A 20,429-nucleotide genomic window follows, 5' to 3' on the forward strand; every position below is an offset into this window, starting at 1 on the left:
ACCTTCCCCAGAAATATAACAAAAGCATTTGGTCTAGTATGACTTTGGTCGTATTGCTAATCACTTTCTTGAGCGCTTGTGATGCGCTTCTTCAATCAACAACAGACCCAGATGGTATCGTATATTGCTCTGAGGGAAGCCCAGCAAGCTTTAATCCACAATTAGATACTTCTGGCACAACAGTTGATGCCTCATCCCATCAAATTTATGACCGATTAATAGACTTTGACCCTGTAACTGGAAACATAGTACCTGCATTAGCTACCAGTTGGCTGACCAGTGATGATGGCAAAACGTATACATTCCAACTAAGAAAAGAGGTGGCTTTTCACAAAACTGAAACCTTTAAGCCAACACGTTTTTTTAATGCAGACGACGTATTATTTAGTATTAACCGTTGGCGATTAACAGACCACCCTTATCACGAAATATCAGGTGGAAGGTATCCTTACACAGATAGTTTAAATCTTGGGGAATTAATAACACAAGTTAAACGCTTAAATGGTTATCGAGTAGAAATCACACTCAGTAAACCAGAAAGTTCATTTTTAGCTAATCTTGCTACAGATTTTTCTGTTATTTTATCCTCAGAGTATGCTGACAAATTAACATCACGAAATCAAAAAGAACTCATTGACTATAGTCCTGTAGGAACGGGGCCTTATCAACTTTCTAGCTTTCGCCAAGATCGTTATATACGTTATAAAAAGCATTCAGAATATTGGCGTAAAATTGAGTTAACTGACAAGCTCATCTTTGACATCACCCCTTCCAGTTCTCTTAGATTAGCTAAATTGTTGACTGCTGAATGTGATGCGATTGCTTTGCCAGCACACAGTGAACTTGAAGTAATACGTAAACAAGAAAATTTAGTATTAGATGAAAAGCCAGGTTTAAATATTGGATTCTGGGCATTTAATACCTCAAAACCACCATTCAACAATCCTAAGGTACGCAGAGCTCTTGGCATGGCTATCGACAGAAATGTGTTAATTGAAGCGATTTATTTTAACAGTGCAATAACTGCAAAAAACATTGTTCCTCCAACATCTTGGGCGTTTCAAGCTGATGTTAGGCCTCTTAGTTATAATCCGAGCGCAGCGAAAAAGCTGCTCCAGGAACAGGGTATACCCGATGGTTTCACAATGAATATTTGGGCCATGCCAGTACAACGGGCTTATAACCCAAATGCCATAAAAATGGCTGAGCTAATCCAAGTTTACCTGCAAGAAGTAGGTATAAAAGCTAATATTATAAGTTATGAATGGTCAACATTTAGAGAACGATTGACAGAAGGATTACATGATTCTGTTCTAATTGGTTGGTCAGCAGACAATGGCGACCCAGATAATTTTTACCGTCCACTATTATCTTGCGCAGCCATAAAGTCTGGCACTAACAGAGCAATGTGGTGCTCACAAGAATATGACTTATTGATTAATCAGGCATTAGATTATACTGAAATTAGCGAACGAACCTACTTTTATGGCAAAGCAAATGAACTTTTGGCTGAGCAGTTACCTTTGATACCCATAGCTCATGCTTCTCGATATCAAGCCCATCGTAAAAAATTAAGCGGGTTAGTGATTAACCCGTTTGGTGGTGTGCGTTTTGGTGGGGTGAAAAAGCTACAATGAGTAACGTATTTTTTCGCTATACAAACCTTATTTTAGTGACTCTTTTCATCCTTAGCCTGTTATCATTTTTTTTGGCCTATCTATTTCCGGGGCAAGCGATAGAGAATCTCACTGGCCTTAGAATTGACGAATTAACAGAGCTGCAAAATAGTCAGATAAAATATGCTGTAGATGGCAATATGTTTATTCAATATTGGCATTATATGAGCGAATTGTTTTCAGGTAACTGGGGGGTCAGTTTCAGTTCGGGCCTACCTTTATACGAAGATGTAAGCCATTACCTTCCAGCGAGTATAGAACTGAGTGCTTACGCCCTTTTCCTATCTTTTTTTATTGGCTTACCTTTAGGATTTTTAGCCGGCCTACGGCATCATAAAGCCACAGATTACGGCTTACTTTCGATTAGCTTATTAGGCTATTCCATACCTGTATTTTGGCTAGCCTTAATACTTATTTTAGTATTTTCTCTTCAACTTGGATGGTTTCCATTATCTGGGCGTATTAGCCTAATATTTGAAATCCCAAGCATCACAGGCTTCATATTAATTGATATCTTATTGTCTGACTCTGTCGATAGACATGCCGCTCTTATTGATGCCTTAAGACATCTTATACTCCCTACTTTTTCTATTGCTGTTGTTACCACAACACTCATACTGCGTATTACTAGACGTTCGGTAATTGAAACATTAAACAGCGAGTTTATCTTGGCCGCTTACGCTAGAGGTTTGACACCCCGGCAGGTGTTGATGCGCCACGGAGTGAGAAATGCATTAATACCCGTTTTGCCACTTTTAGCCATGCAATTCCCTACGTTGTTAACCAACGCCATGATAGTAGAGAGTATCTTTTCTTGGCCAGGTATAGGCAATTGGCTTATCCAAGCTATTTATCAACAAGATTACCCAGCAATAAGAGCAGGAATGTTAGCGGTATCTGTCCTGGTTGTTATTTTCACTATGTCGATTGAGCTGACTATTCGTATAACCGATCCAAGACGCAGAAGGGCCGAACGTGCCGCAATCTAGTTTATACCAGGAAGAACATCATCCCTCACCATTGCAATACACTTGGATGGAATTTAAGAACAATCATATCGCTGTTGTCGGGTTATTTTGTTTTGCTTTTTTTCTAATTATTATCATTTTCTGCCCGTTATTAGCCCCCTTTGACCCAAATATGCAACAAATTGGGGATTTATTGATACCACCTGCTTGGGATCCCAATGGCGGTATTAGTCACTTATTTGGGACTGACGCATTAGGCCGTGACTTATTATCTCGCATTATTTATGGTTGCAGGATGACCTTTGGCATTAGCCTTTTATTGGTTTTAGTCGCAATGTTACTAGGTGTGGGTTTAGGAGCATTAGCAGGCATGAGTAATGGATTTCGTTCAAGTGTCATCAATCATACTCTAGACTCCATTCAAGCAATTCCGACTCTACTTATTGCCATCATTATTATCGCCATTTTAGGACCCGGATTAGTAAATAGTATGTGGGCCATCGCGCTAGCGCTTATACCTCAATTTGTTCACCAGACTCGTGATTTCGTAAGGTATGAATTATCTAAAGAATATATCATGGCCGCCAAACTCGACGGTGCCAGTCAATTACATATTTTTATACGCTCGATATTACCCAATATGGGTGAGATGTTAGTGGTGCAAGCGACCCTAGCTCTATCCGTTTCTATTCTAGACATCAGCGCTTTAGGATTTCTCAAATTAGGTGCTCAAGCTCCCTCTTCAGAACTAGGTGCAATGCTTTTGGAAGGTATTGAAGTGGCTTATATCGCCCCATGGACTATAGCCCTGCCCGGTGGAGCATTATTTATGATGATGATTTCTATAAACTTAGTAGGCGATGGCCTTCGCTCAGCGCTTAGGAATAGGTTGTTACACTAATGATTTTACTTGATATCAAAAACTTGACCTTAGAAATTGATATATCTGCAGGATGGGTAAAGGCACTTGATAAGATCAACATGGTGATACATGAGGGTCAAATTCATGCATTGGTTGGTGAGTCAGGCTCAGGTAAAAGTTTAATAATCAAAGCAATTGTTGGAGCATTACCTCAACGCTGGCGAATAACTGCCGACCGAATGACGTGGAGAGGACAAAACTTGTTGACCATGTCGGCTAAAGCTCGTCGCAAATTAATTCGCAAAGATATATCAGTAATTTTTCAAAATCCTCTTGAGTCACTCGATCCGTCATTGACCATGGGCCAGCAACTTAAAGAAATGCTTCCCAGTAACAAATTAACGAAAACATGGTTTTGGCAGCGCAATGAGGAAAAACAGATTTTAGCTATAAAACTGCTGCATAAAGTGGGTATCAAAAATCACCACTTGTGCTTAAGTAGTTATCCCCATCAGATTGCAAACGATGTAGTACAGAAATTTATGGTGGCAATGGCTTTAGCATCTGAGCCCAGATTAATTATTGCCGATGATCCTACTAAAGGCATGGAAGTGACTTCAAAAACACAAATATTGAAGTTGCTCAGCAGAGTCAATCAAGTCAAAAGCATGAGTGTTTTGTTTGTAAGTCATGACTTATTAGCTATATCCAGTATGGCCAGCTACATGACTGTTTTATATTGTGGGCAAACTGTTGAAAGCGGTGATTTAAAGCAACTGAGAAAACGTGCTTTTCATCCTTACACTCAGGCATTACTTGACAGTGCCCCAAGTTTTCGAAAAGACTTGCCACCTAAGTCGCCACTTAATTCACTTGATGGCACTATCCCAACTCTGCATCATTTACCAATTGGCTGCCGATTAGGACCAAGATGTCCAAGGGCACGAAGAGAGTGCGTGACAGTACCTCAAATAAGGCGAGTTCATACACATTTTTATAGTTGTCATTTTCCACTACACTGGGATGCAAAATAGTGGATCTCATCAATGTTGAAGAATTAACATTTCAAAATAGTACAAAAAGCCTCTGGTCAAAAAGCAAGGTAACGTTTGATTTAGGACCTGTAAGTTTTAATTTTAAAGCAGGCGAAACTTTAGCTATTGTGGGCGACAACAGTTCCGGCAAATCACTACTGGCAAAACTACTTGTAGGTTTAGAAACGCCTAAAAGTGGAAAAATATTTATGAATGGAGTTGAGCTAAATAAATCGAACATTGGCGCAAGATGCCATGATATTAGAATGATTTTTCAAAACAGTAATGAATCTCTCAACCCAGGGCTGACCTTAGGTTCTATTCTTGATGAGCCTCTTCGTCTCAATACTAAACTTGATGCTCAGCAACGCAAGTTATTAATAGAACGTACCCTTAGAAAGGTTGGCTTAATGGTAGAACATCAGTTTTTTTATCGACATATGCTATCTGATGGACAACGTCAAAGGATAGCTTTAGCTAGAGCCCTGATACTCAATCCCAAGGTAATAGTGGCAGATGAACCGTTTGCAGCCTTAGACCCCTCTGTGCGCTCTCAGGCAGTTAATCTTTTAATGGAGTTACAACGTGATTTAGGACTAGGTTTTATCTTCATATCTCACAATTTAGGTATAGTGAGACATATATCTGACAAGGTGATCATTATAAAGGATGGAAAAGTGGTGGAGTCGGGTAAAACTGATGCGATATTTAATTGGCCTAAAAATGAATATACAAAGAAATTAATTGATTCGCATCAGGCATTGATTAATAGGCAGAGTAATTAATCCTAGACGTCATAACGGTGTTACACACAGATTGGTCTGGACACGGGCGAAGTAAAACTTTACTTCGCCCGATTTTTATATTTTATCCTACAAGAGCCAACAATATTCCAGCAGCCACTGCCGAGCCCAGCACACCAGCTACATTAGGCCCCATAGCATGCATCAGTAAAAAGTTATGATGATTGGCTTCTAGTCCTACCTTATTAACCACTCTGGCCGCCATAGGCACTGCAGATACGCCAGCTGCACCAATCAATGGATTGATTTTTTGACTACTCAGTTTACTCATTACTTTTGCCATCATGATACCCGCAGCAGTCCCAACAGAGAAAGCAATAGCACCTAGGGCTAAAATACCTAAGGTTTCAACAGTCAAAAACTTATCAGCCGATAATTTTGAACCCACTGCTAACCCCAAAAAGATGGTTACCACGTTAATCAACTCATTTTGAGCACTGTTACTTAATCTATCGACTACGCCCGATTCTTTCATCAAGTTTCCTAAGCAAAACATACCCACTAAAGGAGTGGCGGTAGGCAAAAACAGAATACACAAAAATAGCACTGCTAGTGGAAAAACAATTTTCTCACGTTTAGACACAATTCTTAACTGAGGCATCTCAATTTTTCTTTCTTCTTCGCTGGTAAACAATCGCATGATTGGCGGTTGAATAATAGGGACTAACGCCATGTACGAATAAGCTGCAACCGCAATAGCTCCTAAAAGGTCAGGCGCTAGTTTTGAGGCTAAAAATATTGCCGTGGGTCCGTCAGCACCACCAATAATAGCGATAGCTGCGGCGTCTTGTAACGAAAACTCGAAGCCGGGTACCATGTTAAGGGCAATGGCACCAAACAATGTACCAAAGATACCAAATTGGGCTGCAGCGCCAAGCAGCAGCATTCTAGGATTGGCAATTAATGCACTAAAGTCTGTCATTGCTCCCACGCCCATGAATATAAGCAAGGGAAACACTCCAGTGTCTATACCAATATGATAGACGAGATAAAGCAGCCCACCCGGATCACTAAAACCAGCTAATGGAATATTGGTCAGGACGGCACCAAAACCGATAGGAAGTAGCAGTAACGGTTCAAACTTTTTAACAATAGCTAAATAGAGTAATAATGCACCAACGCTCATCATGATCACTTGACCTAACTCAAAGTGTGCCAGAGAGGTGCTTTGCCATAATAATTCAAGCTTTTCCATTTGTATTCCTTATCCTATGACTAATAAAGGTTGACCTGTTTGCACAGCATCACCTTCTTTAGTTGATACATTGGATATGACACCTGAAATTAATGCCCGAATTTCGGTTTCCATTTTCATAGCTTCCATGATGATAACTACATCACCTGAATTCACTTCGTCACCTTCTGTGACCAATACTTTAAAAATATTACCTGCCAATGGAGAGTTTAATGCTTGTCCTGTTGCAGGTGTCATTATATTAGCTTGCAGTAAAGATACTGGGTTTGAAGCTTGAACGCTTAATAACTCACCACTTTGAGCCACTTCAACCTCAAACACTTGACCGTCTACTCTTACTGAATATGCTGATGCGCCAGAGTTTTTTGCCTCAGGTAAAGAAGCAGTAGCTGGGGCTACTAGTTGTGTCTCATTAGGTACTGGTTCAAATGCATCAGAGTTATGTCTATTTTTAAGAAACTTTAAGCCAATTTGTGGGAACAAAGCATAGGTCAATACGTCATCCACAAAATCATCTGCAACTTGGATAGATTCTTTTTTGACGATACCAGTCAATTCATTAGTCAGCGCCTCTAGCTCATCTTTAATTAAATCTGCTGGGCGACATGTAATTGCTTCTTTGCCATCTAATACTCGGAGTTGCAGTTCCTTATTAACAGGTGCAGCGGTTGCGCCATACTCACCTTTTAGTACACCAGCGGTTTCTTTACTAATGCTTTTATAACGCTCACCTGTTATTACGTTAATAACGGATTGAGTACCAACAATTTGTGAGGTTGGGGTTACCAGAGGAATAAAACCAAGATCTTCTCTTACTCTTGGGATTTCTAAAAGAACCTCATCCATCTTATCTTCAGCGCCTTGCTCTTTCAGTTGGCTTTCCATGTTGGTCAACATACCACCTGGGACCTGAGCTATTAATATTCGTGCGTCAACACCTTTAAGGCTACCTTCAAACTGAGCATACTTTTTACGCACATTACGAAAGTAACTAGCAATTTCAGTAAAAGCTGGCAAGGCCAAGCCTGTATCGCGCTCAGTGCCTTCAACAATAGACACTATTGTTTCTGTTGCAGTATGACCATAAGTCATGCTCATTGATGAAATAGACGTATCTAAAATGTCAATGCCTGCATCAATCGCTTTTTGGTAGGTTGCAGTGCTCAAGCCCGTTGTGGCATGACAATGCAAAGCAATAGGTACTTCAATTGATTCTTTCAACTTAATGATCAATTCTTCACATTCGTAGGGTTTGAGTAAACCAGCCATATCTTTTACACAAATTGAATGAACACCCATGTCTTGCAATTTGTTGGCCATATCCAACCAAGTTTGTAGGGAATGAACCGGTGATACTGTGTAAGACATGGTTCCTTGAGCATGTGCACCTTGTTTAATTGCTGCTTTTACTGCCGTTTGCAGGTTACGAATATCGTTCATCGCGTCAAATATACGAAAAACATCAACACCGTTTGAATGTGCACGTTCGACAAATTTTTCAACCACGTCATCAGCATAATGGCGGTAACCTAAAAGATTTTGACCACGTAACAGCATTTGCTGTTTAGTTTTAGGCATAGCCTTTTTAAGTTGGCGGATCCGCTCCCAAGGATCTTCACCTAAATAACGGATACAAGCATCAAAGGTCGCACCGCCCCATGTTTCTAATGACCAGTAGCCGATGTCATCTAATTTACTTGCAATAGGTAACATGTCTTCCAGACGCATTCTGGTAGCAAACAATGATTGGTGGCCGTCCCGCAATACAACATCTGTGATCGCTAGTGGTTTACGCATAGTATATTTCCTTAAAATTTTGAACTAATTTGATTGTCTATGTTGAATAACAGCTGCACTGATCGCAGCCACAACCTCCGGAGACACACCATCTTTGCTAGCCAATTTGCTGTTTATGGGTTTTTGTTGGTTATTTACAGTGTTAAGCAACTTGTCAGGAAAGAATTTGTCAGCCCAAGCAATCAGTGTAATTGCACCGATCAACATAGATAAAAACAAAAACACCACTACCATTCCTACTAGCAATAAATTAGCGGCTTCTGCAAGTGCATTTGCGACATCGGGTTGCATATAAACGTAATCTCAATATTGAACAATTTCTACTTGATAAGTACCATGCAGCCTGAGTAAAAACAACTAAATGACAAAAATTAAAGTGCATAAAAAATAAGAATAAATTCACTTTTTAAGAATATTTACCCATCCACATCGATCATTAACATTTTCTATACGTGAGCACAGTTCAGTCACTTCAAAGTGGGAGTAATTAATAAATTAGAATTGAACATAATGCTGCAGATACAAAAAAGCCCGCAAATAAATTGCAGGCTTTTTGTTGTGTGGTGCGCGTGGAAGGATTCGAACCTCCGACCACCTGGTTCGTAGCCAGGTACTCTATCCAGCTGAGCTACACGCGCAAACTGTTATAAAGAAGTATAACCAAAAGATTAGCAATAATCTTAAGTATTTTTGGAATATGGTGCGCGTGGAAGGATTCGAACCTCCGACCACCTGGTTCGTAGCCAGGTACTCTATCCAGCTGAGCTACACGCGCAATAACATATTTCCCGTCAAGAACTAATGGCGGAGAGGGAGAGATTCGAACTCTCGGTAGCCGAAGCTACGGTTCCTTAGCAGGGAACTGGTTTAAGCCACTCACCCACCTCTCCGGAATTTAAATCTTGATAACATTTTGGTGATTAGCTACTAAAACTAATCAGGATTATATGCTTAAACATTACGCTTTGTAGCCTTTCGTTTAAGATTTTCCTCCCCTAAATGAGGAGCAGGATTCTACCTATCCACATGAGTATGTCAAACACTTTTTATGAACTTAATGACCGCATGCTGGCAATTTAAACAATTATTGACTAAGTGTTTATTTTTTGTCACGTTTGAAGAAAAATTTAAATTATTTTGGCTTAATATTGGGAGCAAAAAAAAGCTGGTCTCCCAGCTTTTTTTAAGTCTTATCGCTTCTATTCTTCGTCGGTACTTGCAGCCTGTTCACTGGCTGCAATTTGAACGTTCTTTTCAGCTTGGATACGCATATATATTTCTTCACGATGCACAGATATTTCCTTAGGCGCGTTAACACCAATTCTTACCTGATTACCTTTTACCCCTAATACTGTTACGGTGACGTCATCACCAACCATTAGAGTTTCACCAACACGACGAGTTAAAATTAGCATTCTATTGCTCCTTTATCCGTTAAAAATCCCATTCCTTCGTTAAAGTTAGTGTAAATTGCCAGCATCGCTAGAAATTTACCCAATCGGTCTTTCCCTGTTATTGTTGTCACCACAAAAAACAACCGAAAAATTTTTGAGAGACTACATTATGCTTTTATCAGCTTTACAACTTTTCTTGTAACCAAGCTTGAACTGAAGCTATGGCTGAGTCCAAATGTTGTGATTCAGAACCGCCAGCTTGAGCCATATCAGGACGGCCTCCACCTTTACCACCGACTTGTTGAGCAAGATAGCTGACCAAATCACCAGCCTTTACTCTAGACACAAGGTCTTTAGTCACACCAACAATCAAATTTACCTTATTTTCTTCAGCTATGCCTAAAACAATGATAGCGCTACCTAATTGATTCTTGAAATCATCGACCATAGGTCGCAGCGCATTAGATTCGATACCTTGTAGCACTACAGAAATTATTTTAACTCCTTTAATTTCGAAAACATCAGATAAAATATTCATCGTTATATTACTAGCTAGTTTTAACTTTAATTTTTCTAACTCTTTTTCTAATATTTTGTTTTGATCTAACACATGCTGCATACGAGCATGTAAGACTTGTGGATCTGTTTTCAATAAATTGGCTATCTGGTTTAGTTGATGGCTTTGAGTCTGAACTACATCAAAAGCTTTTGCTCCAGTAACGGCCTCAATTCTTCTAACACCTGCTGCAATACCACTTTCTGAAATAATTTTAAAGAGACCAATATCCCCTGTCCTTTTGACATGAGTGCCACCACACAATTCCATAGAAAAATCTCCCATAGAAACCACACGAACATCTCCTAAATACTTTTCACCAAACAGGGCCATCGCGCCTGCAGCTTTAGCATCATCCAAATCCATCAATTTAGTGTCTAAAGTGTGATTAATACGAATTTGTTGGTTAACTAACTTTTCAACATTTTGCAACTCTGAGTTGCTTAATGCTTCAAAATGTGAAAAATCGAAGCGAAAACGTTCTTCAGATACCAGTGAACCTTTCTGGTTCACATGCTCACCTAGTATCTTTCTCAATGCTGCATGCATTAAATGTGTGGCACTATGATTTAACGTTATCGCTTCACGGCGCTCAACATCAAATTCAGCTTTTACCATGTCACCTAGTTTAAAATCAAAATCAGACGTACCTCTATGGGCGATTGCATTACCTAACTTCAACGTTTCTGTTACCACAAAACTACCGTTAGCGACCTTCAATAAACCTGTATCACCGATTTGACCACCTGACTCAGCATAGAATGGGCTTTTATCGAGAACAACAACACCCTCTTGACCTATGGTTAATTTGTCTACCTGTTGACCGTTGACAAACAACTCCACGATTTTGGCATTGTTTGTGTATTGATCATAACCTGTAAAATCAGAAGTACAATTAGACTTTAGTAGTTCGTTGTAATCAGTATCAAATTGACTAGCCTGTTGCGCGCGTTTACGCTGAGCAGCCATGGCAAGTTGAAAGCCTTCTTCGTCTATACTCAGATTTTTTTCACGAGCCACATCATTAGTTAAGTCTGCTGGAAAACCGTATGTATCATAAAGCTTGAATACTAACTCACCCGGAACCACATCGGATGTTAATTCATTGAGCGCATTGTTAAGAATGCTCATGCCACGTTCCAGAGTCCTAGAAAACTGTTCTTCCTCAGTTCTTAATACTTTTTCTATAAGTTCACGATTTGCGGTTAACTCTGGATAAGCATCAGACATTTGTGTCTCTAAAGCTTGTACTAGACGATAGAAAAATACATCAGTAGCACCGAGTTTGTTCCCATGTCTTACTGCTCTGCGGATAATACGCCTCAACACGTAGCCTCGGCCTTCGTTTGAAGGGATAATACCGTCAGAAATTAAAAAACTACAAGAACGAATATGATCCGCAATAACACGTAGAGACTTATCTTGTTTGTCACTTACTCCAATAATATCAGCTGCTGCTTCAATTAAATTCTGAAAAATATCAATTTCATAGTTGCTGTGTACATTTTGAATAATAGCCGAAATTCGCTCTAAGCCCATACCCGTATCAATAGAAGGTTTAGGTAATAGCTGCATAGTCCCATCACTTTGACGATTAAACTGCATGAAAACCAGATTCCAAATTTCAATAAACCTGTCGCCGTCTTCTTCTGGAGTGCCTGGAGGTCCGCCCCAAATATGTTCACCGTGGTCATAAAATATTTCTGAACAAGGTCCACAAGGACCTGTATCGCCCATAGACCAAAAATTATCTGAAGTACTGATACGGATAATTTTGTCCTCAGATAAACCTATTTTGTTTGCCCATATATCGAAGGCTTCATCGTCATCATGATATATAGTAACCAATAATCTGTCCTTGGACAGATTGAGTTCTTTGGTCAAAAAATCCCAGGCGTATTGAATTGCCTCAGTTTTAAAATAATCACCAAAACTGTAGTTACCTAACATTTCGAAAAAAGTATGGTGACGGGCAGTATAACCTACGTTTTCAAGGTCATTATGCTTTCCACCAGCTCGCACACATCGTTGTGAAGATGTCGCCTTAGTGTAATTCCGGGATTCAGTGCCTAAAAACACATCTTTAAACTGGTTCATTCCAGCATTTGTAAACAAAATTGTTGGATCATTTGCTGGAACTAAAGATGAACTGGATACTTTTTGATGTCCCCTAGAGGCAAAAAAATCTAAAAATGCACACCGGAGCTCGGCGGTTGTTTTACTCATTTACAATCCTGAAATATTAGTAATTAGTGGAGTTCACCTGTGCCAAAAGCAGCATAAGTAGTACTTGCGAAACCAAAGATATCAGTTTACTAGACTTTTGTTAAGACTAGCGTTAATACTATAGAAACTTATTCTCTTGTTGATTCAATCGCATAGCGATTTGTTATGGATAAAAGCATAATGATGCAAAAACATTCCTGTTTTTGCTATTCTTTAACTATCTATTGCAGGTTTATTTGCAAATTTTTTGTTAGATACTTTACAGCCAACTCAAACCAATCGATATAACGTTCTCTCATTGCTTGTGACACAATCTGTATAGAATTTTGATAACCCTGTAACGCATTATTATTCCTTCCTATATCTTTACTCTCAAAATCAAGAATTAAAGCCACCACACACACTTAATTGCAATGTAAATAGTGCGACTTAAATCTGACAACTCATTCAACACACAATTGATGTTCATGGTCTTGTAGTTACAGCTTATTAAGTAGTTCAGGCTGGATGTGCTCTCGCCCTAAAATGATCTATAAATCGTATTTTTAATGATCTTAAAATCATTTTCTGTCATATTAGTTTTGTTAGATTAGTTAAGGGTTAGGCCAAATATTGTCAATATTGAGTTCAAAATATACATTTAAATTTAGTACATCGATTGAAAAAATTGGTCAAACTGTGTGGGACGATTTAGCCAATGGTAATAGTCCGTTTTGTCAATATCCATTTTTGCACGCTTTAGAAACGTCAGGGTCAGTAGGTGCAGATTCTGGTTGGCTACCATTTCATTGCGTCATTTATCAAAACTTTGAGCCTGTCGGTATCCTACCTTTATACAAAAAAACACATAGCTACGGAGAATATGTGTTTGATTTTGCCTGGGCAAATACTTACAAACAACATGGCATTAATTATTATCCTAAATTAGTCGGCGCCATCCCTTTTACCCCAGTGACTGGCGCCAGGTTAATGCTCAGTGATGAGGTTGATAAACAGCAATTGTTACCCGCCCTGTGCAAAGAAATTACTGAGCAGCTGACGTTAAGCGGTATGTCTTCAATGCATTGGTTATTTGTTGAACAAGACATCAGCCAATTATTACATCAGCATGGGCAAGTGCAGCGCCACACGGTTCAATTTCAGTGGTTTAATAGACAGTATTCTTCTTTTGAAGATTATTTATCACACTTTAACTCTCGCAAAAGAAAGAATGTGAAAAAAGAACGTCTTAAAGTCACGTCTGACGATGTAAAGGTTGTTCGCTTACATGGTGACAACTTGAGCAAAGATAATATGCATTTTTTTTACCATTGCTACAAACAAACCTATTTAAAACGCAGTGGTCATGATGGTTATTTAACTGAAACATTTTTTCAACAACTTTTTAAAGATTTGCGACATAATCTAATGCTTGTAATTGCTTTGAAAGACGAACGACCTATAGCTAGCGCACTTTTTATATTTGACCATAATCAACTATGCGGGCGATATTGGGGAGCTCTAGAAGAAGTACAAAACCTACATTTTGAATGTTGTTATTATCAAGGTATCGAATTTTGTATTGAGCAAAATATTGCAAAATTCAATCCTGGAACTCAAGGAGAGCATAAGATACTAAGAGGTTTTGAACCCATTTATTGCTATTCAAACCATTCGCTCAAAGAGTTAGCGTTTCATGAAGCAGTAGAAAGATTTATACAACAAGAAAATATCCAGATTGCAGAATACAAAAACAACGCAGAAAAACTTTTACCCTTTAAACAATCAGAAGCTTAAATGAGCCAAACTAGGAATGACTTAGAGATTTAATGCTTTGCCAAACAAGTAAGAAATTGTTTGCTGGCATGGTAACTACTTCCACTAGGTCCATGTTGTTAGCCCAAAGTATCAACTCCTCAATATCGCGTATACCACCATATCCTTTTTCGATAATATGTTGATCAAAAGATTTATTAGACTCACTGCTGTGACGTCCTTGAAATGTATAAGGACCGTATTGGCAAAATATCCCTCCACTAGGCAGGTTACTAGCCACTTGCTGCATCATAAGTTGTGCTTCTGATGGTTGCATAATATGCGTAGTATTAGCTGTATACACTGCATCAATATTGGCTATTGGCCAAATATTATTGCCATCAGCACCGATTGTAAATGTCAAAGGCTGATGTAAATTATTAACCGCAACCTCTTTTATCCATGCTGATATACCAGAATGTTTATCTGGCATATCGCTAGTGTGCCATTCAAGGTGTGACAGCCTAGGAGCAAAATAAACGGCATGTTGACCCGTGCCAGAGCCAATTTCTAATAGCTTTTTTTTATCCGCTAAGACCCTATTTAATATTTTTAAAATTGGTTGCCTGTTATTTTCGCAAGCTTGGCTAAAAGGTTTATCGAACATGCTTTACTGATCCATAATCTATTGAAGGTTAGGCCCTAGCCACTTTTCCGCTTCTAATCTATCCCAACCCTTGCGAGTTGCATAATCAAGCAATTGATCTTCTTGAATGTGAGCCACTGCAAAATATCGACATTCAGGATGAGAAAAGTAAAAGCCAGATACAGCTGCACCAGGCCACATGGCATAACTCTCCGTTAGTTTCATACCAGTATTCTTTTCGACATCTAACAGATCCCAGATCAATTGTTTTTCAGTATGTTCAGGGCAAGCAGCATAACCTGGAGCAGGTCGAATACCTTGGTATTTTTCACGAATAAGTGCGTCATTAGTTAACGTCTCATCAGGAACATACCCCCAAATTTCTTTACGCACTTTTTTATGTAAATATTCGGCAAAGGCTTCTGCAAATCTATCTGCAAGAGACTTAACCATGATGGAATTATAATCATCACCGTCATCTTCGAATTCTTTAGCTAAGCCATCTTCCCAAGTGCCCGCAGTCACGGCAAAAGCACCAAGATAATCCGCTTTACCTGAGGATTTAGGCGCAACAAAATCACTTAAGCAGTTGTTTGCCCCTTTAGATTTTTCAGTTTGTTGGCGCAGATGGTGAGCAACGTGAATGACTTTACTACGACTTTCGTCAGCGTACACATGAATATCGTCTTGCACTCGATTGGCGGGGAATATACCCGTAACTCCATTGGCTTTTAGTTTGGGGTTGTTGCACAGAACTGTTAGCATATTCTGCGCATCAGCAAATAGAATTTGTGCCTCTTTGCCAACCACTTCGTCTTGTAAAATACGTGGATACTTACCTGCTAGAGACCAAGTTAAAAAAAACGGCGTCCAATCTATGTAATCAACCAACTCCGTCAATCCAATACTCACTGCGGTCACACCTAACTTATTGGGTATAGGTGGTTGATAATTGTCCCAATCAAACGTAAAACCATTTTTGCGAGCTTGGTCTAAAGTAACGGGCCTAGTTCGTGGCTTTTTCTTGGCATGTTGTTGGCGCACTTTCTCATAATCAAGTTTTAATTCTTCTGCATAAATGGCACGATTTTCAGCTGTGATCAATCTTTGACATACACCAACAGCACGACTGGCGTTAGGTACATAAACTACAGGGTGTTGGTAATGATGTTCAATTTTAACTGCAGTATGTGCTTTTGAAGTGGTTGCACCACCAATTAGTAATGGTAAATCAAAATTTAAGCGCTGCATTTCTTTTGCGACATGTACCATTTCATCAAGAGAGGGCGTAATTAAGCCAGAAAGGCCGATCATGTCGACATTTTCATCTTTAGCCACTTGCAATAATTTTGCGCAAGGCACCATGACCCCTAGGTCGATAATCTCAAAATTATTACATTGCAGCACAACACCAACAATATTTTTACCGATATCATGCACATCGCCTTTTACCGTGGCCAACAATATTTTTCCGTTACTGCTTCCTTTGTCTTTTTCAAGTTCGATATAAGGATTAAGATAAGATACCGCTTTTTTCATTACTCGGGCTGATTTAACCACTTGCGGTAAGAACATTTTCCCTTCACCAAACAAGTCCCCTACTACGTTCATGCCATCCATTAATGGCCCTTCTATAACGTGTAAGGGTTTTTCTGCTGCCAGACGGGCTTCTTCAGTGTCGTCTTCTATAAAGTCCATGATTCCGCGCACCAACGCGTGCTCTAAACGTTTATAAACTGGTAGTTCACGCCATTCAAGATTATCTTTAATTAAGGCTTTACCATCACCTTGATATTTGGGCGCAAGTTCTAAAAGTTTATCTGTAGCTTGATCATGACGATTTAAGATCACATCCTCGACGGCTACTTTTAGCTCTGCAGGGATCTGATCGTACACTTCTAGTTGTCCAGCATTTACGATGCCCATATCCATACCAGCTTTAATAGCATGATACAAAAACACAGAATGCATCGCCTCACGAACGGGGTTATTGCCACGAAAAGAAAACGATACATTTGATAAACCGCCCGACACATGAGCATGGGGTAAGTGCTGACGAATCCGCTTTGTAGCATTAATAAAATCTACAGCATAATTGTTATGCTCTTCAATACCTGTTGCCACAGCAAAAATATTGGGGTCAAAGATAATATCTTGGGGCGGAAAACCAATTTGTTCAGTAAGTAATTTATAACTACGTTCACATATTTCAAATTTGCGGTCTTCAGTATCGGCTTGACCTTTCTCATCAAACGCCATAACTACTGTGGCAGCACCATATCGTTTTAACAGCTTGGCTTGATACAGAAAATTTTCTTCTCCTTCTTTCAAACTAATTGAATTAACAATGGCTTTACCTTGCACACACTTTAAACCTGCCTCGATAACCGTCCATTTGGATGAGTCAATCATAATAGGCACCCGAGAAATATCAGGTTCAGAGGCAATCATGTTCAAAAATCTCGTCATCGCAGCTTCAGAATCCAACATGGCTTCATCCATATTGATGTCGATAATCTGCGCTCCGTTTTCGACTTGCTGGCGAGCAACATCTAAAGCCTTTTCATAATCGTCGTCAAGGATTAAACGTTTAAACATGGCAGAACCGGTTACGTTAGTTCGTTCGCCTATATTGATAAAGTTTGCTGAAGTTTTCGCCGTAACAAAAGTAGGCAACCGTATGTCTTCTTCATTAATACTCATCACAACCGCCTAATGTACAAAAGGTTCTAAACCAGACAGGCGCATCTTCACCTCTCGTTGTACTATTTTACGAGGCACATAATTTTTTACCGCATCAGCGATGGCCGCAATATGTTTTGGTGTGCTGCCACAACATCCACCCACAATGTTTAATAAGCCTGATTTTGCCCATTCTTTAATATGTGCGGCCATTTCATCACTTTCCATATCATATTCACCAAACTCATTGGGTAAGCCGGCATTAGGGTGAGCCGAAACAAAACATTCAGCTATTTGGGATATTTCATCCACATATTGACGCAATAAGTCAGGACCTAGCGCGCAATTTAAACCAAAAGAAAATGGCTCTATATGATTCATCGAATAGTAGAAAGCTTCAGCTGTTTGGCCTGACAACGTCCGTCCAGAAGCATCGGTAATGGTACCTGAGATCATCACGGGTAACTTAAACCCAAGCTCGTCAAATACCAGCTGCACCCCGAATATCGCAGCTTTGGCATTTAATGTATCAAAAATAGTTTCCAACATGATCAAGTCCACACCACCTTTAATTAGTCCGTGAGTCGCCTCTACGTATGCTTCAACCAATTCATCAAAAGTGACGTTACGTTTGGCAGGATCGTTTACATCTGGGGAAATAGACGCCGTCCGACTAGTGGGTCCTAATACACCGGCTACAAATCTAGATTTGTCAGGTGTTTGAATGCTAAATTTATCTGCTGCTTTCCTAGCTAATTTTGCTGCTTCGATGTTTATTTCTTTTGCTAGCCCCTGCATATTATAATCTGCCATGGAGATGGAGGTGGCATTGAACGTATTGGTTTCAATAATATCGGCCCCTGCGTCAAGATAAGCGCAATGAATTTCATAGATAATGTTAGGCTGACTTAATACTAACAAATCGTTATTGCCCTTTACATCACAATGCCAGTCAGCAAAACGTTCGCCGCGGTAATCATCTTCTTCAAATTTGTATTCTTGGATCATGGTGCCCATAGCACCATCGAGCAACAAAATACGCTTGTTTGCTGCTTCAATCAGTCGTTCTTCTACTTGTTTTAGGGACTTACGCTGACTCAATGTCATTTCTGTTCTCGACTTCATTAAAAAAATAACCACGCTATACAAATTAACGTTTACTCAGAAAGCTGAGCCAAGTCATAAGGGGTATTTTGGTAAACGTAATAATTCAGCCAATTAGTAAACAATAAGCTGCCGTGAGCTCGCCAACTGACGATGGGATCTTTGTTTGGATCATCATCTATAAAGTAGTTTACTGGGATTTGTGGTTCACTATTGATTAATAAATCTCTCTGATATTCTTGTTTTAAACTCTCAGGATCGTACTCGGGATGACCAGTAACAAACACCATACGTTTATCCTCAGACGCAACAATGTAAGCTCCACCCTCATCGGATTTAGCCAACACATTCAATCCAGGTATAGAAGCATAATCAGCCATGCTTATTTCACCAAAACGCGACTGCGGTGCATTAAAAACTGGGTCAAAGCCTCGCAGTAATTCATCGTGTTCATTTTGCACAAAATGACGATAAACACCGCTCAATTTATGGTCACGGAGCCCTCTATTTTTACCAAAAAAATGATAAATAGCTGCGTGTGCTGCCCAGCATGAGAATAAAGTAGATTGCACATTACGTCGGGCCCAATCTAAAATAACAGTCATTTTTTCCCAATACTTCACATCTTGATAGGCAAGATGCGCAAGCGGCGCTCCAGTCACAATTAACCCGTCGTATTGTTTATTGACTACATCATCAAACTCTACATAGAAATCATCCATATGTGCTGCAGGCGTGTTTTTAGGTGCTTGGTTATCGATACGAATTAAATCAATATTAATTTGCAAAGGTGTATTCGAGAGTAAGCGTAAAAACTGCTCTTCAGTTTCCATTTTATTCGGCATCAAATTCAAAATACCCACTTCCATAGGTCTAATATCTTGGGTAGCTGCGCGCTGGGTATCCATCACAAAAATTCTTTCTTTGTCTAACACATTTTGTGCAGGCAGGTTACTTGGAATTCTAATCGGCATAACGTTCCTAACAACTGAAAATGATATAGCAAATCTGTCTTAATATACTAAAAAAGTCAACATCTTTACGTCTAGACGTCTAAATGAAAAAGGTATACTGATATAGTAATTAGTCTTAGGTATTCTTAATTGCTGAGGAAACGAACATTTACTCAATATAATTAGACTTACACAATAAACAAAACAACAAAATCAATCAGACCAAACAATCTAAACAGGCTGAAAATTATCTTTTTTTATTGTGTAAATTGAAGAGTAGTTCTGCCTCTGCCACCGGCATATCGCATTCGCGCATTACATCATCTAGGCTGGCACCTTGGCTTATGAGCTTTGCGCCCTTGCTATAGAAACGACTTTGAGAGTCTTGTTCGACTGAATTTTGTTGAGCCAATTGTAATGTATCTACTTGCTTTACCAGCTCTTTAACACGTGCAATCACACCATGATTACCGCTTCGGATCTCATGTATTTCTTCGCTTAGGTTATTTATTTTTTTACGTAGTTCTGACAGTAAATCATCTTGTAATTTAATGGTTTCGAGTTGTGAGTTACAACGTTTAAATAATACAACCAAAAATGTAGAACAAACAACGGAGACAATCAATGTTATTAAAATTACTAATATCGAAAAACTCATAATCAACTCTAAAAATTAAATCACGTAACACTATAAATTATAGTAAGAAAAATTCGCAGCTTGAAGGGGCAAGTTAAACGTCTCGAAATGGAGCGCGAGATATTAAAAAAAGCGACGGTCTTCTTTGCCAAAGAAACGAGG

At 39.3% G+C, this 20,429-nt stretch carries 16 protein-coding genes and 3 tRNA genes; 6 read left to right on the top strand and 13 right to left on the bottom strand.

Going from position 1 to position 20,429, the window contains the following annotated elements; translation table 11 throughout:
• Nucleotides 1-38: 38 nt before the first annotated feature.
• Genes sapA through QZ562_RS04840 form a run of 5 tightly spaced genes read left to right on the top strand, consistent with a single transcriptional unit; the run spans nt 39 to nt 5,325 of the window.
• On the top strand, nt 39-1,637 hold the full coding sequence (sapA, locus tag QZ562_RS04820) for an ABC transporter substrate-binding protein SapA (RefSeq protein WP_293757473.1): 1,599 nt from the start codon (nt 39-41) through the stop codon (nt 1,635-1,637).
• Nucleotides 1,634-2,665: an ABC transporter permease gene (locus QZ562_RS04825; protein WP_293757475.1), complete on the top strand. Its 1,032-nt coding sequence runs from the start codon at nt 1,634-1,636 to the stop codon at nt 2,663-2,665. The genes sapA and QZ562_RS04825 overlap by 4 nt, the downstream gene beginning before the upstream one ends.
• Entirely contained in the window at nt 2,652-3,545 is an 894-nt protein-coding gene (locus QZ562_RS04830; RefSeq protein WP_293757477.1) for an ABC transporter permease subunit, read from the top strand. The genes QZ562_RS04825 and QZ562_RS04830 overlap by 14 nt, the downstream gene beginning before the upstream one ends.
• Nucleotides 3,545-4,540: an oligopeptide/dipeptide ABC transporter ATP-binding protein gene (locus QZ562_RS04835; RefSeq protein ID WP_293757479.1), complete on the top strand. Its 996-nt coding sequence runs from the start codon at nt 3,545-3,547 to the stop codon at nt 4,538-4,540. Before QZ562_RS04830 ends, QZ562_RS04835 begins: the two co-directional genes overlap by 1 nt.
• Nucleotides 4,540-5,325: an ATP-binding cassette domain-containing protein gene (locus QZ562_RS04840; RefSeq protein WP_293757481.1), complete on the top strand. Its 786-nt coding sequence runs from the start codon at nt 4,540-4,542 to the stop codon at nt 5,323-5,325. Before QZ562_RS04835 ends, QZ562_RS04840 begins: the two co-directional genes overlap by 1 nt.
• A gap of 82 nt (nt 5,326-5,407) precedes the next feature.
• Here QZ562_RS04840 and QZ562_RS04845 read toward each other — a convergent pair whose 3' ends face one another.
• The 8 genes from QZ562_RS04845 to alaS form a co-directional block, all read right to left on the bottom strand.
• Nucleotides 5,408-6,538 (bottom strand): sodium ion-translocating decarboxylase subunit beta, encoded by a 1,131-nt coding sequence (locus tag QZ562_RS04845; protein ID WP_293757483.1) that lies wholly within the window; start codon nt 6,536-6,538, stop codon nt 5,408-5,410.
• Nucleotides 6,539-6,547: 9 nt separating this feature from the next.
• Nucleotides 6,548-8,335 carry a sodium-extruding oxaloacetate decarboxylase subunit alpha gene (oadA, locus tag QZ562_RS04850; RefSeq protein WP_293757485.1) on the bottom strand — a complete coding sequence of 596 codons (1,788 nt, stop codon included), beginning with the start codon at nt 8,333-8,335 and terminating at the stop codon, nt 6,548-6,550.
• A 24-nt stretch (nt 8,336-8,359) separates the two neighbouring features.
• Nucleotides 8,360-8,626 (bottom strand): OadG family protein, encoded by a 267-nt coding sequence (locus QZ562_RS04855; RefSeq protein ID WP_293757491.1) that lies wholly within the window; start codon nt 8,624-8,626, stop codon nt 8,360-8,362.
• 270 nt (nt 8,627-8,896) lie between these two features.
• A tRNA-Arg gene (locus tag QZ562_RS04860) sits at nt 8,897-8,973 on the bottom strand.
• Between the two features lie 60 nt (nt 8,974-9,033).
• A tRNA-Arg gene (locus QZ562_RS04865) sits at nt 9,034-9,110 on the bottom strand.
• Between the two features lie 27 nt (nt 9,111-9,137).
• A tRNA-Ser gene (locus tag QZ562_RS04870) sits at nt 9,138-9,225 on the bottom strand.
• 309 nt (nt 9,226-9,534) lie between these two features.
• Nucleotides 9,535-9,750, bottom strand: coding sequence for a carbon storage regulator CsrA (gene csrA, locus QZ562_RS04875; RefSeq protein WP_293757493.1), 216 nt, complete (start codon nt 9,748-9,750; stop codon nt 9,535-9,537).
• 163 nt (nt 9,751-9,913) lie between these two features.
• Nucleotides 9,914-12,511: an alanine--tRNA ligase gene (gene alaS / locus QZ562_RS04880; protein ID WP_293757495.1), complete on the bottom strand. Its 2,598-nt coding sequence runs from the start codon at nt 12,509-12,511 to the stop codon at nt 9,914-9,916.
• A gap of 612 nt (nt 12,512-13,123) precedes the next feature.
• Between alaS and QZ562_RS04885 the strand changes: the two genes are divergently transcribed.
• On the top strand, nt 13,124-14,287 hold the full coding sequence (locus tag QZ562_RS04885; RefSeq protein WP_293757497.1) for a GNAT family N-acetyltransferase: 1,164 nt from the start codon (nt 13,124-13,126) through the stop codon (nt 14,285-14,287).
• A 10-nt stretch (nt 14,288-14,297) separates the two neighbouring features.
• Here QZ562_RS04885 and QZ562_RS04890 read toward each other — a convergent pair whose 3' ends face one another.
• The 5 genes from QZ562_RS04890 to QZ562_RS04910 all read right to left on the bottom strand — a co-directional run bounded on the left by QZ562_RS04890 (nt 14,298) and on the right by QZ562_RS04910 (nt 20,288).
• On the bottom strand, nt 14,298-14,912 hold the full coding sequence (locus QZ562_RS04890; protein ID WP_293757499.1) for a DUF938 domain-containing protein: 615 nt from the start codon (nt 14,910-14,912) through the stop codon (nt 14,298-14,300).
• A gap of 18 nt (nt 14,913-14,930) precedes the next feature.
• Nucleotides 14,931-17,594: a methionine synthase gene (gene metH / locus QZ562_RS04895; protein ID WP_293757501.1), complete on the bottom strand. Its 2,664-nt coding sequence runs from the start codon at nt 17,592-17,594 to the stop codon at nt 14,931-14,933.
• A gap of 9 nt (nt 17,595-17,603) precedes the next feature.
• Nucleotides 17,604-18,680 (bottom strand): homocysteine S-methyltransferase family protein, encoded by a 1,077-nt coding sequence (locus tag QZ562_RS04900; protein WP_293757511.1) that lies wholly within the window; start codon nt 18,678-18,680, stop codon nt 17,604-17,606.
• A gap of 50 nt (nt 18,681-18,730) precedes the next feature.
• Nucleotides 18,731-19,651 (bottom strand): homoserine O-succinyltransferase, encoded by a 921-nt coding sequence (gene metA, locus QZ562_RS04905; protein WP_293757503.1) that lies wholly within the window; start codon nt 19,649-19,651, stop codon nt 18,731-18,733.
• Nucleotides 19,652-19,877: 226 nt separating this feature from the next.
• The gene (locus QZ562_RS04910; RefSeq protein ID WP_293757505.1) at nt 19,878-20,288 is read right to left on the bottom strand and encodes a DUF2802 domain-containing protein; all 411 of its coding nucleotides are present in this window, start codon (nt 20,286-20,288) and stop codon (nt 19,878-19,880) included.
• Nucleotides 20,289-20,429 lie beyond the last annotated feature (141 nt).

This window comes from uncultured Paraglaciecola sp. (assembly GCF_913058035.1).
In the GTDB taxonomy this organism is placed as follows: Bacteria; Pseudomonadota; Gammaproteobacteria; order Enterobacterales; family Alteromonadaceae; genus Paraglaciecola.

What these genes read in the sequence shown, in the direction of transcription:
- alaS (WP_293757495.1), bottom strand. Translation starts at nt 12,511, where the DNA reads ATGAGTAAAACAACCGCCGAGCTCCGGTGTGCATTTTTAGATTTTTTT.
- sapA (WP_293757473.1), top strand. Translation starts at nt 39, where the DNA reads ATGACTTTGGTCGTATTGCTAATCACTTTCTTGAGCGCTTGTGATGCG.
- QZ562_RS04825 (WP_293757475.1), top strand. Translation starts at nt 1,634, where the DNA reads ATGAGTAACGTATTTTTTCGCTATACAAACCTTATTTTAGTGACTCTT.
- metH (WP_293757501.1), bottom strand. Translation starts at nt 17,594, where the DNA reads ATGAGTATTAATGAAGAAGACATACGGTTGCCTACTTTTGTTACGGCG.
- QZ562_RS04900 (WP_293757511.1), bottom strand. Translation starts at nt 18,680, where the DNA reads ATGACATTGAGTCAGCGTAAGTCCCTAAAACAAGTAGAAGAACGACTG.
- metA (WP_293757503.1), bottom strand. Translation starts at nt 19,651, where the DNA reads ATGCCGATTAGAATTCCAAGTAACCTGCCTGCACAAAATGTGTTAGAC.
- QZ562_RS04845 (WP_293757483.1), bottom strand. Translation starts at nt 6,538, where the DNA reads ATGGAAAAGCTTGAATTATTATGGCAAAGCACCTCTCTGGCACACTTT.
- csrA (WP_293757493.1), bottom strand. Translation starts at nt 9,750, where the DNA reads ATGCTAATTTTAACTCGTCGTGTTGGTGAAACTCTAATGGTTGGTGAT.
- QZ562_RS04890 (WP_293757499.1), bottom strand. Translation starts at nt 14,912, where the DNA reads ATGTTCGATAAACCTTTTAGCCAAGCTTGCGAAAATAACAGGCAACCA.
- QZ562_RS04855 (WP_293757491.1), bottom strand. Translation starts at nt 8,626, where the DNA reads ATGCAACCCGATGTCGCAAATGCACTTGCAGAAGCCGCTAATTTATTG.
- QZ562_RS04835 (WP_293757479.1), top strand. Translation starts at nt 3,545, where the DNA reads ATGATTTTACTTGATATCAAAAACTTGACCTTAGAAATTGATATATCT.
- oadA (WP_293757485.1), bottom strand. Translation starts at nt 8,335, where the DNA reads ATGCGTAAACCACTAGCGATCACAGATGTTGTATTGCGGGACGGCCAC.
- QZ562_RS04910 (WP_293757505.1), bottom strand. Translation starts at nt 20,288, where the DNA reads ATGAGTTTTTCGATATTAGTAATTTTAATAACATTGATTGTCTCCGTT.